Source organism: Pseudovibrio sp. Ad5 (assembly GCF_001623095.1).
GTDB lineage: Bacteria > Pseudomonadota > Alphaproteobacteria > Rhizobiales > Stappiaceae > Pseudovibrio.
Genome location: NZ_LMCH01000057.1, coordinates 73469 through 88326, shown reverse-complemented (window position 1 = coordinate 88326; position 14858 = coordinate 73469). Strand labels below are relative to the sequence as shown.

The following is a 14858-nucleotide window of genomic DNA, read 5'->3' as shown; positions in this document are numbered from 1 at the left end:
CGCTTATGCGCTTGCCGGTGCTTTCGTCAGGCAATTGAGCCAGGTTTCGTTCAGCTTGTGCTTTGAGGCTGTGTAGGTCACCTCCAGTGCGCTGAAGATCTCCATAATTTTGTGCTTTTCCTTGTTTTGAGCTGCCTGTTCCAACTGCTCTGCGAGATTAGCGGTATGAATGAGACCCACATTATGGGATGCGCCCTTCATGCTATGCGCCTTGTCTCTGATCTTGGAAAAGTTTTGGGTTGCGATGTGGTTTCGCAGCTCTGGAATGATGAAACGCGACGTTTGCATATATGCATCGACAATGCGTTTGGCCCGCGTTTCTCCCAGCATCTCGAAGTGACCACGTAACACCGTTGTATCAATGAGTTCTGTAGGTTGCTCCTGCAATGTCTGTCTGGATTTACGTGCAAACATGGCTCTGTCAGAGAGGCAGGAGGCGATGGCATCCTCAAGGTCCTCTTGAGAATACGGCTTGCCAAGGAACCCATCGGCACCAGCAGTGAAGCTCTTCTCGATGTCAGCCAGGAAGATGCAGGCGCTTTGTACAATAACGGGAATGTTGGAAATATGGTGGTAGTGAGAGGCTCGGATGCGGGCGATGGTATCTGTGCCGCTCAGACCGGGCATACGGTTATCCATGAGCACCAAATCGAAACGGTGTTCGTGCAACTGGGCCAATGCGTCTTCACCGCCGCCGACTGTGCGACATCCATGCCCTGCCTTATCTAGGAAGCCTTCAGTGACCAACTGATTGACCTTGTTGTCTTCAACAAGCAAGATTTTCAACTTCTTTGGCTTCCAGCTCTCTTGCTTATCTTCAATGACGCTGACGGTCTGATCCGCTTCAAAAAACGGAATGGTGAAGTGGAAGCTTGCGCCCTGAGCTTGATTAGATCGACAACCGATTTCACCACCCATCGCGTTGACCAGGCGTTTTGAGATTGCAAGACCGAGACCAGTTCCTCCGAACAAGCGATTGATTGCGGCGTTTTGCTGTACAAATGGTTCAAACAGGTAGCTGTGATCTCCGGTGGGCAGACCCACTCCAGTATCCGTCACCATGATCTGAAGACATCTTGCCTGTCGGATCTTGCTTTCAGGAATATGCACGCCGATGGTGATGGAACCTTTACTGGTAAACTTGATGGCATTGCTGACGAAATTCAATAGGATTTGCCTGATCTTGGTGGGATCAGCCCGCAGTATTTCTGGAACCTGCGGATGTACCTCTATGTGAAGCTGTAGTCCTTTGGTTTCAGCGTCTTGTTGGGTGAGGTCAACAACCTGTTTGATGACTTGTCTGATCTTGAAATCAACGGCCTCCAGCTCCAGCGAGCCTGCTTCCACCTTGGAGTAATCCAGTACATCATTGAGGATTGATCGCAGCATTTCGCCGGAGGAGATGATGCCATCCAGATAGCGGTGCTGTTCTGGCTTGAGGCTCGTGTCCTTGAGGAGGTCGGCTAGTCCCAGCACTCCGTTCAGAGGTGTTCTGATTTCGTGGCTCATGGAAGCAAGAAAGGTGGACTTGGCGCTATTCGCGGCTTCAGCTTCTTCCTTGGCTTTTTTATGGTCGGTGACATCATTGAGGATGAGGATCATCCCGGGAAACTTGCGGCTGAAGTCGACGATATGTTGGGCGCGGATATCAAAAACGCGTGGACCTATCGCGGTGTCCAGCGTGATGTCTGTATAGCAGCTTTCCAGCTTCTGTGGCAGATAAGGCAGTAGTTGGTTTGTCAGCAGCTCACGTGTGGCTGCATTGACGTATTTGACCTTCGTGTTTTGCAACCCACAAAAAACAGCCTGAGCAGCATAGTTCAGGTCATTGACCTGGCCACTTTCATCCATCAATACGATGGGGTCGCTCAGGCTTTCCAGGATGGTGAGATACTTGTTCTTCTCATTGGTGATACGGCGGTTTTCTTCATAAGCCTCGTGCAGTTTTTTATCTTCGGCTACACCACTCCATTCCGTCGAAAACCCAAGTTCCATGAAATCGAAATAACGCAGTAAGTAGGCGCGATATCTGGCTCTATCTGCCTCTGAAAACTCTTGTGTTTCCAGCAGATCCAGATAGGCGCTGCGGTAGTATTTTGTCAGACCGAGGAAGTAGCCCAGTGTTACACCTCTGGATCGATGGCTCTTGGCTTGCTCTACGCCAAATGCAGCGAAGGGGTGGCTGGAGAAATCGGAGCTGACATCAATTTCAGGCGGTGTGTCATAAGACTCCATCGCTGTGATGATGGATTTTGATAGACCTTCAACTGATATGCGCCATGCCTCCCGCAGTGTGGCTGTGTACTGCGTGTAACCCTGACTTTTGGCATAAAAGAATATGCGGTCTATGAGGGTGTTTTCATTTTGTAAAATCAGATCTCGTAGCACATGCATGATTGCCTCCGTCTTGCTTTCAGGCATGATACGAAGGGAAGGGACGGTCAAATTAAAACTGCCGTGCTACGTGCTGGGGCGTACGCAGCACTCCTTAATTGGCGATGCTTTTGAGTGCTTTGCGCTGAAGTCAGTTCAGGTAGCGAGAACCGAACCTGTTCAGCGCGTCTCTTAAGGTTTCCTGTTCATCCAGATGCCGGTTGGCTTCTACTTCGTGGTGATCCAGTTGAGGGCTCTCTTCCGTCATACGAAGGTGGTCGCCGGAGTTTTCCTGAAGTTCTTCCAGAATATGGTCAAAGACCTGTACGCGTTCTTTGAGAGAATGTTGGCCACTGTGTTCCAGAAAATCTTTCAGTTTGGCCAGCTCTGCCAGCAAAATCGTGTTGTCTGCGATTTCTGAGTGATAGGTGCTTATAATCCCTTCAAGAGCATTTACATCTTCACCAGTGTTTGGGTTTTCTAAGCTCATTACAGGTCTCCTCGTTCTGGGGGAGCATGCGGTCGTGCCTATGGCGATATGTAATTATTATCTAGCCATAAAATGAGGTATTGAGCGTTGTCCGTTGGAGTTGAGGTAAGCCGATGCTTAAACCGTGCCCGAAAGTTCTATGAGAATTTTAACGGCTTCATCGGCGGCCAACATGCTGATGGGTTTCTCATTCCTTAACCATCTACTGAGTTCTACAAGTCCAGATATTCACGCAGTCGCCAGGCTCTCGTCATTCCTCACAAGTGTTTTAACGCAGATACCGTGAGGAGTTTGGTATGAAAAAAACAATAGGAGCCGATGAGCTGGATGTTGCAACTCTGGAGTTTGGACTTCTGGTTGGGCTGCTTCTTCCCGTGGGGAAAGATCCTGTAGAATACAAACTCAATAAAGACTGGTTGAAAGACCCAGTCGCTCAATTGCGTAAGCAGCTAAAAACCGTCAGCAAAGATCTCAACGGTTGTCTAAAAGATGCATTACAGGCTCTGAAGAAAGGCAGTAGTGATAAGGCTGCAAATGCCGCTGAAGAATTCAGCAAGTGGAACCCGCTTCTTTTTCCAGCTATCGGATTTGGTGGCCATGTTGGTGATTTGGGCGAAGTGCCAGCAATAGACTGGCTCTCGCTGATTACGAATGGTGGTGATGTGCCGGAGACCATCGAGAACTGGGTCCAAAAAGTTGCCGGCGATCGCGAAACTCTAAAAGCATGGGGAGCCGCACTGGTTGGCCTCGCAACAGGTCGCCTGGACCATCCAACCGGAATGGGAACTCCCGACACCCCCTACCTCTTCGCGATTATGGATGTGGGTTCCACGGGAACTTTGTATCTGTCACTGGCAGCAAAGAAAGAAAAGGACGGTTCCGTCGTCCTTGTCCCTGGCCTGACGTTTGACAGTGATCCAATTGATCTGGATGGGTGAGCTCATTTCAGAAAAGCAAAAAAGCCTCCTCCGGGAGGCTTTGGAATTCTCTTGATAAATCAAGAGAGAAACGAAGGTGCTAGCAGCAGGAATTGAACCCGCGACCCCCTGATTACAAGTTGCAATTTGCAACTCACGTCCACTTACACTCTACTACGATTCAGTGCTATGAATCAATGAGTTGTAGAAAATTATTTGCTCCTGCCTACCTTGCATTTCGCTGCGAAACTCGTACATTTGCTTACAATATGCTGACAAAAAACGTTAGGCATAGCGCAAGCGATCTATAAGGGGATGAGGCCGTGTTTTGTGCAGGGCCATTAGAGAAGCCCAAAAGGTTGTCACAAGCTGTCAGGCCGTCAGAAACAGCAGTAATCGGGGAATACTTTTAACTTCTATTTTCGCATGTGGGACGGTTCTTGTCGCGGGCCGTCAGCGGGAGAGTTTTGTCTGATGCCCAATGTTACGAAGCGGACGGTTGATGCGGCGAAGCCAACAGCGAAGAAGTACTTCGTGTGGGACGGTAAGCTCTCAGGATTTGGGCTGCAGGTGGCGCCAACCGGGCGTAAAACCTTCATTGTTCAATATCGCACACTAGAAGGGCGCTCTCGCCGTCTGACACTCGGAAAATACGGAGAGCTGACACCAGATCAGGCGAGGGGACTGGCTGTCGATGTTTTGGCCAAGGTGCGCAATGGGGAAGACCCAACCGTTAATCGCAAGATCATTCGCAACGCGCCGACGGTTGATGATTTGCTGGACATGTATCTGAGTGAGCATGTTGAGGTGCACAACAAACCAAAGTCTCTTATTGAGATCCGGCGTATTCTTGAACGCTGTGTGAGGAAGCCCTTGGGCAAAGCAAAGCTGGCGTCAGTTACCCGACAGGATATCTCCAAGCTGCATCGTTCTATGCGCAGAACCCCGCGACAAGCAAACCATGTGCTGGCGATCATCTCTAAAGCGTTCAACCTGGCTGAAGTGTGGGGCTTGAGGCCTGAACACAGCAATCCGGTGCGGTTGGTGAAGCGTTATAGGGAGAATGAGCGCGACCGGTTCTTATCTGGTGATGAGTTGCAGCGACTTGGTAAGTCGCTGGAGCTTGCTGAGAAAGAGGGGCTCCCGTGGATCATCAAGGCCAAGCCGGAGCACACAAAGCATCTGCGCAACGATATTGAGAAACGGCGTACACCCGTGAACCCGATGGCGCTCTACTGCCTTAAGCTACTGCTCTACACAGGTGCGCGATTGATGGAGATCGCTTCTCTTGAATGGAAGCATGTTGATTTTGATGAAGGGGCCATTGCCTTGCCTTCAAAGAAAGGGGATGGCCGCAAACCTCATCCGGTGAGTGGGAATGTGCTGGATATCCTCGCCGATATACCGCGCTTGGATGGTTCGCCCTTTGTGCTCGCCCGCATCAATGACCCCACACGGCATATTACAAAAGAGCTGGTGGAAAACGCATGGCAGCGGGTGCGCCATCATGCTGACATCCCAGATGTGCGCATTCATGATCTGCGCCATACGGTTGGTACGTTTGCTGCGCAATCAGGTAGCAACGCTTTCCTCATTAGCCATCTTCTGCGCCACCGCAACGTGACCATCACCAACCGCTATGTGAACCATGATGCGCATCCGATACGGGTGTTGTCAGAGACGGTTGGTGAGCGGATAGAGGCGGGGTTGAAGGGAGGGGAGTGAGTACTACGTTGTCGGTGTGTTTGAGTATTTGGATGTTTGCGAAAACTGTGTGTCTCAGCATGACTAACTGCAACCTTCGGTCTGAAACTGACTAGCTCCAGTTATAAAAGAGCTTCAACTTCAGATGAATTTATTCCAACTTGCAGCCGTAGGCAGGAAACGGTAATGCGCTGCACCCCGTATTAAAGTCCGGTGTACGAGCGTGCAGTATCCTAGGCTATATAAGTCTCTTACTGGCGGATTCCTTTCGCGTCGCATCAATAACGATTATGTCAGATGCTCGTTGGCCTGAAGCAATCCGCTTATTTCTTATATTTTGGATCGTTTCAAGTTTGCCCCCGAGCTTTCCATAGTCAAGAACTACGAAGATACCAAAAAAGCTGCTGTTAGCTTTTTTGTAGTGCTCAAGCTGAACTTCGTAACCATGCTTAACTTTTCCGGTATCTCTCTTTAGCTCTACCAGCACGTTCGCCTCATAGCCTGAGGAGAACTTAAAGTCGACGGGTCCGCCTCCCATATTTGCTTCGGGTGACATATCAATATTGTTAGCCTTGCAGAAAGCATCGGCGGCGAGTTGGAAAATGATCTGTGAAGCTCTCTCTAGTTTTGGCTTATCGCCCGTCCAGAGTTCCTTCCAGAGGTCACCAACTTCAACGTGCTTTTTAAACATCCCAATCGCCTCTAGTACGACATCTCGGATTGCTTCTGGCCCTTTAGTCAAATCTACGTTTGACTTTTCTTCAAATCTTGTTTTGTCTTGCAATATCAATTGTCGTAAGCGGAAGTAACCCAGTATATCTTCATCAGCATCGTATGCTTTTGCATTCGCCATTACAGACGCAAGAAAGTGATTGAATGCCTCAGAAGAACTTAGTGCCGCACTTCGCAAAGCCTCTTTGTATTGCGTAACAGTCGGTTTTGTGATCCCCGCGAGCATCCGACTAACTCGCGACCGAATTTGACCATTCAACATGGCGGCGGCTTGAACATCTGACCAATCATTTGCGATAGGTAAATCGCGAACAATATCCTTTGGTACCAACAAGAATGGTCTGATTTTGCCACTCCCATCATCGTAAACGGGCAGTCTTGCTTCGCTGTTTTCTCCAAGTCTTTGCGTTGTCACATTCGTGCGTTCACAAAAATCCCTGGTAATTGCTGCAAGTCTCAAAAAAATGACTCGTGTAGTAAAATCGCTAATGGTGTCAGGGCCCACACCTTCTTCAAAGAAACCCATAAGAGAGATCATGTCCGGATCTTTTGCACCCAGTCTAATAATATCTGAAGTAGTTCTTAGAATTGATTGCTTGACCTCGTCAGATCGAGAGTTACCTGACCTACTCGAACCACCATAGCCCAAACCATTCTCTGGAGGTTCTTGTAAGTTCAAGAGGTCTTCTGCGGCCTTCCATGCAACATCACCTTCGTTCTCCGATATCGCTAAGAGTCGAATGACGTTGTTGAAGTGTTCCCGAAAATCTTCGACCGCATATTTCGAAATTTCCTCATAGGAACACTTTTCGAGCAAGACTGGATCGATGAAAAGTTCCAAATCCACATTAAGAAATGGGTCTAGTAGGTTTGCCTTGTCCAACTCGTCGGGATCAACGCCAAAATGTGCCGAAAACAAAATTGGGTTACAATACTTCGCCATGAAAACTCCGGAGCCATCTCAGTCGCAATATGACTGATACTTCTCAGCATGCACCAAAGCCGAAGCAATATCTATAGTAGTGGTACATCTTGAGATGCAACCCGCACAATAAATAGGAGTCTTCGTGCTTATTCATTGCTAGTATCTGTTAATGGCTGCAAGTGATCATACGTAGACGTTCATCTTAATGCAGGGATCGCCCGTTTTACATTATTGCTATTTCAGATTGCATTTTTTTGCAAAACACCCTTGCCTCAAATATCGATGTGCACGAAGGTGACTAACACTGAAGTAGGTTTATGACAGCTCAGATTGTCATTGCTAACCTCGAAATCTCCGAGTTCGCTGATTGAATACTAATCAGAGTTCTTTTTGAAGGTCTCTTAAGTGTGCTCACGGGCAAATTGGTGGCCAACTATGAGCTTGCGTGAGATGTAAATGTGATGATTGATTCAATTTCAAAAACTGAGACCGGAAAAGCATGGTTGAGAAATTTCGAAGTCGCAGACAGAGCAAAAGCGAGGACGTTGCTCGACAGTCTTCAACTGATCAACTTAGATGAAGTATCTGAATCTATTCATAAACTGCTAGATCAGCTTGCCTCGGAGCGTTCAGGGAAAAGGAAGGCGATAGCTGTATATGCAGAGAGGGAATTTCAAGAAAAGCGAGTATTCCAAACTGAGCAAGTAAAAAGATCCAATGGTTCTATTCGGGAACGTGCTATCGGGAAGAAAGGACCTCCACCGATAAAGCCTATCAGAGGAGGGGTTCGAGTCGGAAGTGAAGGCATCATCAGTTCGCTAATCGCTCAAGCTGTGAAAAAGCACACAGGAGTACTGATCAATACCCCCGGCCCAAATAGGTTTCGCAGCGACAAAAGTCCGATTTCAACTATCGCAATTGTGACTGATTTTATTGGATCAGGAAGTCGTCTGACCAAAATGCTAGATAAGTTTTGGAATGTTCGGACCGTGAGATCTTGGCACAGCACTGGGCTGATTGATTTTGTAGTGATCGCAGCTGCAGCAACACAGGATGGAATGGCAGCAGTTAGCTCGCACATTTCTCGTCCAGACGTCAGATCTAACTATACAGTTCCAACCCTGGACTCTTCAAAGTTTGAACAACACCAAATGAGTTGGAATAGCTTATTAGACAAGTTTGCCGAACAGGACCCAAAAGATGACTATGTGCGAGGGTTTCTTGATTCAGCTGCACTGATCTTGTTTAGCTACGGCATTCCGAATAATGCGCCTTCTATTCTTTGGAAGAACACGAAGCAGCTTAAGCCCTTATATGTGGGGAATGCCCCTTCTGATCTCAGAACTCTATTCTGGTCAGGTTCAAAAAGTGAGCAGGTCGCCAGGGCTGCCAGCGAACGGGGATACAGGCTTGATGCTCTTGCTGACGTCAAAGAGCGAATAATACTGCTAGTTCTCCAAGAACTGCGAGGCCGCTTTTCAAGGAAAAAAGTAAAAGAATTGTCGGAGCGGCTTTCGCTGCCAAGGGCGGACATAATGGAAGCGCTCAAGGTTGCTTATCAAAGAAAATTAATTGAAGCTAACGGGCGCCTTACGGATAAAGGTTACAATGAGTTGAAGGCACAAAATATCAACCGCGAAAGAAAAATCGTAGTTCCAACAAACGAAGATCCGTACTATCCTATCACACTGAGAGCTTCCAAGGTGCTATCTAGTACCCACCGCTCGAAAGGGCGGTCATGACGATTACTTACACTGATCGTCTGGGGCACTGGGGTTTCCCAGCGCCGTCGATGGAGCGCATGATTGCACGTCTCTGGGCAAAGAAAGCAGTCCCGGAGGGACACAGTCGTATGCCTTCATTGCTTCCTTTGCCCAAAGCACCCGTTCCGGGTGAAAGTAGATGAAGCATCCTTGGGACTCTCAGAATTTTGTGCGTGGCGCTAGGGCATCGGGCAGAGATCTCGATACTATTTCAGCGGCAGTTTCCATTGCCAAAGCAATCAAACAAGTTTCACCGAACCTGCCTGTCATTTTTTCACTTTCGCACCTTGCTCATTTGGTCGATGTGTCTCCGAAAGACCTGCGCCCGATTGTCGATAGAATGAGCGATCCCTATCGCCACTTTCGACTTCGAAAGAAAAGCGGCGGCAATGGGAGTAAAGCTCCCAAGCGGCGCTTCCGAGATATCTATGCACCCCAACCTCACATACTCCGAACTCAACGGTGGATCGCACAGAATATCTTGAACTTAATACAACCACATCCATCGAGTTTCGGTTTTGCGCCCGGAAGCGACATGCTTGCTGCGGCGACACTACACTGTGGTTGCGCTTGGCTGCTGAAAATGGATGTCAGCAATTTTTTTGAATCTATCACGGAGCGTCAAGCATATCAGGTGTTTAGGGAATGCGGATACACTGCATTATTGTCATTCCAACTCGCCCGCCTTTGCACACGTTCGATTGATAAGAAACACTATTCTCACTTGCGAGAAACCGAATTTCCGCACCCGTCAGCAACTGAGGGTTTTCTTCCTCAGGGAGCACCTACAAGCCCAATGCTGGCTAACCTTGCGGTGTATTCTCTAGACGTAAAATTGAAGCAAATTGCAGATGAACTGGGGTGGAAGTACTCCCGTTACGCTGACGATATAGCTTTCTCAACTGAACAAAGTGTATCACGAACTGACGCACTCAAACTCAGAGGGATAGTTGAGGGTACACTTAAAAGCTTCGGTTTATCCGAAAACTCTAACAAAACCAGGATATCACCGCCCGGAGCAAGAAAAATCTTGTTAGGAGTACTAGTTGATAGGGAGCGCCCTCGTCTCACAAGGCGGTACAAGGACAACATCGAAACGCACCTCTATGCTCTCAATCACGAAAAAATTGGAGTTTTAGCCCACCAAGCCAATAGAAAGTTCAGTTCTGTGACTGGGATGAGACATCACGTTCTTGGTTTGATTTCATTTGCTTATCATGTTGACCGAAAGTACGGAAACAAACTCTACTCTGAGTATAATCGAGTTAAATGGTAATACAGTTGTTAAACGAAATCTTTAAGAGTTGCCTAACCCTTGATTGACCCGTTCGAACAGCCGCTTGCGGGCCTGATTACAGGCATATTGCTGAGTAACTAAATCGGACATTTGACTTCTCATTGGGTGCTGCTTGGTAAAAGAGACATTTCAACTTCAGTATGTGCTGTGCTCGTTGTGTGCGGTGGGCTGAACTTAGCCGTGACCGTAGCCAATTGAAGTTGCCTGCAACTACTGACTTCAAGATTGTTTAGAAGCAGAAAAATAAGAAAGCTTGTAGCAACTTCTAATTGATTATCAGGTGATATACATTATTAGGAGGTATTTTAACTAAGTTAGATTCACACCCGATGACCCAAGTAGTTTCCCTTAAAGTAAGAAACTTTCGAGGAATTAAGAGTTTCGATCTCTCGATCCCCTATCAACAAAAGGTTGTTTGTCTCATAGGTCGAGGCGACAGCGGGAAGACGACTATCTTGGATGCAATAGCAGCCGTGCTATCCCCGAGATGGAACTTGAGTTTCTATGATACCGATTTCTATAACTGCAACGTAACAGAACCGATCGAAATCACTGTGAAGCTAGTGCATTTTCCTGAGGTGCTCCTAGCGGATCATAAGTATGGCCTTCACGCTGAAGGCTACTTAGTGGATGAGGTTGATCCTGAAAGTGAAATACCATCTCTTTCGATAAAACTAACTGTAAATGGTGAGCTAGAACCCCGTTGGGTGGTCACAACGGTTCGTGAGAACGAGGATATTGAAATTTCGGCCAGCAATCGTGCATCATTGAATTGCTTCATGATCTCAGATTATATCGATCAGCATTTTTCTTGGAATAAAGGAGCGCCACTTTACTCGCTTCAAAAGCACCTGCAAACTAATCATGGGCATGACGAAAACATTATAATCGCTGCTTTACGGGAGGCTAAGCAGCGAATTGATGACGCAGATTTTGGAAAATTGGAGCAGGCAACCAAGCTCATTGAACAGCAAGCCAAGATCATGGGTTTAAGTTTGCAAGGAGCAGGAACAACACTCGACGCCAGAGATCTGTCCATTAAGGATGGAAGGGTTTCTTTACACGAGGGAACTGTTCCATTTCGTAGTAAAGGTAAGGGAACCAAGCGGCTTGCTTCATTAGCCATTCAATCTGCACTGGCTGCTAACGCGCCGAACAAAGGCATTGTTCTTATTGATGAGCTTGAGCAAGGTCTTGAACCTGACCGAATAAAACACTTAGTGCGCCACCTAAAAGAGGAAGACCTTGGCCAAGTCTTTCTAACTACGCACTCCCGTGATGCGGTACAGGAGCTTGGCAGCGCTCCCATAAAACACCTTAGTAAAAGCCCGTCCACAGATGAACTAATAGAAACGTCATTTGATGGTGATGATGAAAACCTTTTGAAAGCTGTACGAGCCTGCCCTGAGGCATTTTTTGCTAAGCAAGTAATAGTTTGTGAAGGAGCTACAGAGGTCGGAATTTGCCGTGCTTTGGACGCATGGCGTCAAGTCGAAAGAAAACCTCCTATGGCATTTCTCGATTGCGCTTATATTGATGGAACCGGAAATGAATTAGCTAGTCGTGTGACTGAGATTCATGAAATCGGCATTACAACAGCACTTTTATGTGACACTGACGACGATAGGGTTAATGCGCAAAAGAATGACTGGGTGGAAATGGGCATAAGCGTTTTCGATTGTGATGATCAGCTGTGCGTCGAACAACAAGTCTTTAATGACCTGCCTTGGCCAGCTGTACTCGAACTCGTTGATTACGTTTTAGCAGTTCATAAGAAAGGTGACGTTGATGCTCTGAATTCTTCAATAGCAGCAAAGTGTCCGCAAGCAGAGCCACTAGAAGAAAACTGGCGTGAAACCGATACCCGCGCAGTTAGAAAAGCCATAGCAGCAGCTTCTATCGTCAAAAAAAGGGAATGGTTTAAAAGCGTTGGACATGGAGAAAAATTAGGCGAAGTAATCTTCCGCCATATTGGTGGCATCGAAGAGAACGCAAAATTGAAAAAAACTCTTCTCGGCCTGTCTGGATGGATTGATGGTGGGGAGTAATCATGGATTACCAAGCATTTGTAAATGCAGATAAATCACTTCTTATCGCTCCGGCTGGTCACGGTAAAACACATACAATTGCCGAATGCTTAAAACACACGAATGGTCGGCAGCTCATCTTAACGCACACGCATGCTGGAGTTGCTTCGCTTAAGGCAAAATTCAGGAATGCCGATATCCCATCTATGCGTTACAACATTGAGACTATTAGTGGTTTTTTACAAAGATATGTTATAGCTTACTACACTGGCGGCGATCTCCCTCCACAAGAGGACAGAGGGTTTCACAACGCAATCACAGACAAAGCACTGCTGTTATTCCGAGCAAAGTTGACCCAAGCTGTATTGGTAGCGTCTTACGCCGGAATATTTATAGACGAATATCAAGATTGCTCCATGTCACAACATAATGTGCTCATGGAAATGGTAAATGTGTTGCCGTGCCATATTCTCGGTGATCCTCTGCAAGGCATTTTTGACTTTAATGGCGAGATTGTCGATTTCGATCGAGACTTAGTTGGTTTTGAGCGTTTTCCTGATTTACCTATCCCTCATCGATGGGAGAGCAATGGAAACAACGAAGCGCTAGGTCGGTTAATGGTAAAGTTAAGACAGCGACTGAAAGAGCAGAAGCAATTTTCGTTACCAAATAGACCTGATCATGGACTTCACCTGATCAACACAACTGATCAGGAGCTCACTGATTATCAAAGTAACTTTAGTAAAGAACTGCAAAAAGTAGTCCAAGGTCGTGCCCCGTATCAAAATTCTCAAAGCTTATTGTTGATTACCCCAGAATATAGCCGGGAAGACGGAACACGAGCCGGTGACATTAACGACAGGTCGAAAATTCTATCTCGTATTGACTTCTCCAACTCGATAGAACTACTTGAAGCTATTGATGATAAGAAATTTTATCTAGATTCAAAGAAAATCGATGGCCTCATCGAGGCAATTCCTAGAGCACGCAAACCGATAAAGAAAACTTACAACATTCTTGAACTCATTTTTAGAAAAAGCCCACCAAAGGGTGCTGCCAACGTCAGCTTGAATGATTGGTTTTCGAAACCCAACAATAGCGACTGGAGGGTAAAGGCAAAAAGGGGTAGGCTTGCATCTCTTTCCAAGCGTTTGGAGCGCAAAATTGATGAGTTCAGGAAAGTACCATCTTATGCAACATTGCACGAGATTGTCTATTTTCTCGACCAAACACTGAAGTGCCGATATCACACTCGATCTAGACTCGCTAAGGATCTGATAAGTTGCGTACGCCAAGCGGATTTAGCCAACTGCACCGCCAAAGAAGCAATGATTTCCCAAAGAAATAAGCTTCGAAGGCAAGGTCGGAGAGTAGACGTTAAGAGTATTGGTACAACCCTTCTTACCAAGGGTTTAGAATTCGACACTGTTGTTTTATTAGATGCGCATAACTTTAAGTGTCCCAAACACTTCTATGTTGCAGTTAGTCGCTGTTGTAAACGATTGGTTATTTTTGCAAATGGAAATAGGTTCTCTCCCTATCCAAGTTGAATGTATTGGCCGGACTGAGTCGGCCAGTGAATTTGGGCTCTGGTTAAGCTACTTTAATCTTAGCTCGAAGCATTCGAATGTCCTCAGTTAGCCCTTTCCGAGAGTGAACTTCCCTTCGTTTCTTCATTTTGAACGAAGAATTTTCATCGGTTTCCTTCCTCAATACGCGCTAGTCTACAGTGATATTCAGGATCATTAAGGTAGGAAATCAAATGAGGGAGAATACAGGGTGTGATCTGACGCTTGTGGAAGGGCTTTTCTTTAATGAGGCCTTTGGCAGATTACTATTTGATCGAGATGACGTGAGTGATGCTATCTACGATGCAAGCGTAGTTGCATCAGTATATGATTGGACGCTCGAGGGTATCTGTTCGTATTTTTCAAATCTCTTACCCAGTTGTTGGCCTGTAACTGCTGACCTTCGAACTTTAACTCAACACCACAAGAAAACAGTTCTTCCCGAGTGGCTGGATGATCATGGGTTGATGGAAATCCTTGAGAGCGGCAAGGCTCCCAAGAGAGCAGAAGAAAAGCTGGCAACTCAGCTGATTTTTGAAACGTATTTGGCTCTGATATCTGCACTACAGCGTGGTGAACTCATAGTGAAAGGTCGCGATAGAGCCTTAGCGGATGCCTACGTGGTTCCTGCCTCTTATTGGTGTTCTGAGCTTTCGCATGTCTCATGGCGGCGAAATGAACTCTTGCGTATTGACGGTAATCAACGGCAAGTGCTGGCCGAAGATTTGACGATATTTGTGGCTCAAAGCAATAAGACAAAGCGTAGCTCGGAATCTGATAAAAAAGGCCGTCTTGTTGAGGCTGAAGTCATCCGTTTTCTGCAGGCTCTTTCAGATCGTCCTTGGCAAAAGAAAGCTAATATTGAAAGGGAGGCATTGCAGCTCTTTCCGGGACTAAGTGGTCGGCACTTTGTTCGACTTTGGGCTTTGCATGCTCCCGAAGATTATAAGAACCCGGGGCCAAGGCCTAAGCTCCCTTTAGATCAATAATTCAGATCACCTGCACTGAATAATCGTGTCACCTATTTCTGTCTGTGGAATCCAACCAACATTTCCTCATCGC

General features: G+C 46.8%; 11 protein-coding genes. 8 read left to right on the top strand and 3 right to left on the bottom strand.

The genetic code is table 11. The features are described 5' to 3' along the window. Positions 1 to 3 precede the first annotated feature (3 nt). Together PsAD5_RS15150 and PsAD5_RS15145 are read right to left on the bottom strand one after the other, a co-directional pair. Positions 4 to 2394 carry an ATP-binding protein gene (locus PsAD5_RS15150; RefSeq protein ID WP_063292694.1) on the bottom strand — a complete coding sequence of 797 codons (2391 nt, stop codon included), beginning with the start codon at positions 2392 to 2394 and terminating at the stop codon, positions 4 to 6. Between the two features lie 130 nt (positions 2395 to 2524). Next, complete coding sequence (locus tag PsAD5_RS15145) at positions 2525 to 2863, bottom strand: hypothetical protein (protein ID WP_057462490.1); 339 nt, start codon at positions 2861 to 2863, stop codon at positions 2525 to 2527. A gap of 296 nt (positions 2864 to 3159) precedes the next feature. On the opposite strand from PsAD5_RS15145, the gene PsAD5_RS15140 reads away from it, so the two are divergent. Next, on the top strand, positions 3160 to 3801 hold the full coding sequence (locus PsAD5_RS15140; RefSeq protein ID WP_063292693.1) for a hypothetical protein: 642 nt from the start codon (positions 3160 to 3162) through the stop codon (positions 3799 to 3801). Positions 3802 to 4254: 453 nt separating this feature from the next. Then, positions 4255 to 5505: a tyrosine-type recombinase/integrase gene (locus PsAD5_RS15135; RefSeq protein ID WP_063292692.1), complete on the top strand. Its 1251-nt coding sequence runs from the start codon at positions 4255 to 4257 to the stop codon at positions 5503 to 5505. Positions 5506 to 5722: 217 nt separating this feature from the next. Here PsAD5_RS15135 and PsAD5_RS15130 read toward each other — a convergent pair whose 3' ends face one another. After that, complete coding sequence (locus tag PsAD5_RS15130) at positions 5723 to 7159, bottom strand: hypothetical protein (RefSeq protein WP_063292691.1); 1437 nt, start codon at positions 7157 to 7159, stop codon at positions 5723 to 5725. A gap of 443 nt (positions 7160 to 7602) precedes the next feature. Here PsAD5_RS15130 and PsAD5_RS15125 point away from each other — a divergent pair, with 443 nt between their 5' ends. The 6 genes from PsAD5_RS15125 (at position 7603) to PsAD5_RS15105 (ending at position 14785) form a co-directional block, all read left to right on the top strand. Next, a complete protein-coding gene (locus PsAD5_RS15125) occupies positions 7603 to 8883 on the top strand; it encodes a phosphoribosyltransferase-like protein (RefSeq protein ID WP_063292690.1) in 1281 nt (426 codons plus the stop codon). After that, a complete protein-coding gene (locus PsAD5_RS28050; protein WP_193778157.1) occupies positions 8880 to 9047 on the top strand; it encodes a hypothetical protein in 168 nt (55 codons plus the stop codon). The genes PsAD5_RS15125 and PsAD5_RS28050 overlap by 4 nt, the downstream gene beginning before the upstream one ends. Beyond that, positions 9044 to 10180 carry a reverse transcriptase family protein gene (locus PsAD5_RS15120; RefSeq protein WP_063292689.1) on the top strand — a complete coding sequence of 379 codons (1137 nt, stop codon included), beginning with the start codon at positions 9044 to 9046 and terminating at the stop codon, positions 10178 to 10180. Before PsAD5_RS28050 ends, PsAD5_RS15120 begins: the two co-directional genes overlap by 4 nt. A 350-nt stretch (positions 10181 to 10530) precedes the next feature. Further along, complete coding sequence (locus PsAD5_RS15115) at positions 10531 to 12249, top strand: ATP-dependent nuclease (protein WP_063292688.1); 1719 nt, start codon at positions 10531 to 10533, stop codon at positions 12247 to 12249. A gap of 2 nt (positions 12250 to 12251) precedes the next feature. Beyond that, the gene (locus PsAD5_RS15110; protein WP_063292687.1) at positions 12252 to 13778 is read left to right on the top strand and encodes a UvrD-helicase domain-containing protein; all 1527 of its coding nucleotides are present in this window, start codon (positions 12252 to 12254) and stop codon (positions 13776 to 13778) included. A gap of 212 nt (positions 13779 to 13990) precedes the next feature. Continuing rightward, entirely contained in the window at positions 13991 to 14785 is a 795-nt protein-coding gene (locus PsAD5_RS15105) for a hypothetical protein (protein WP_063292686.1), read from the top strand. Positions 14786 to 14858: the final 73 nt, after the last annotated feature.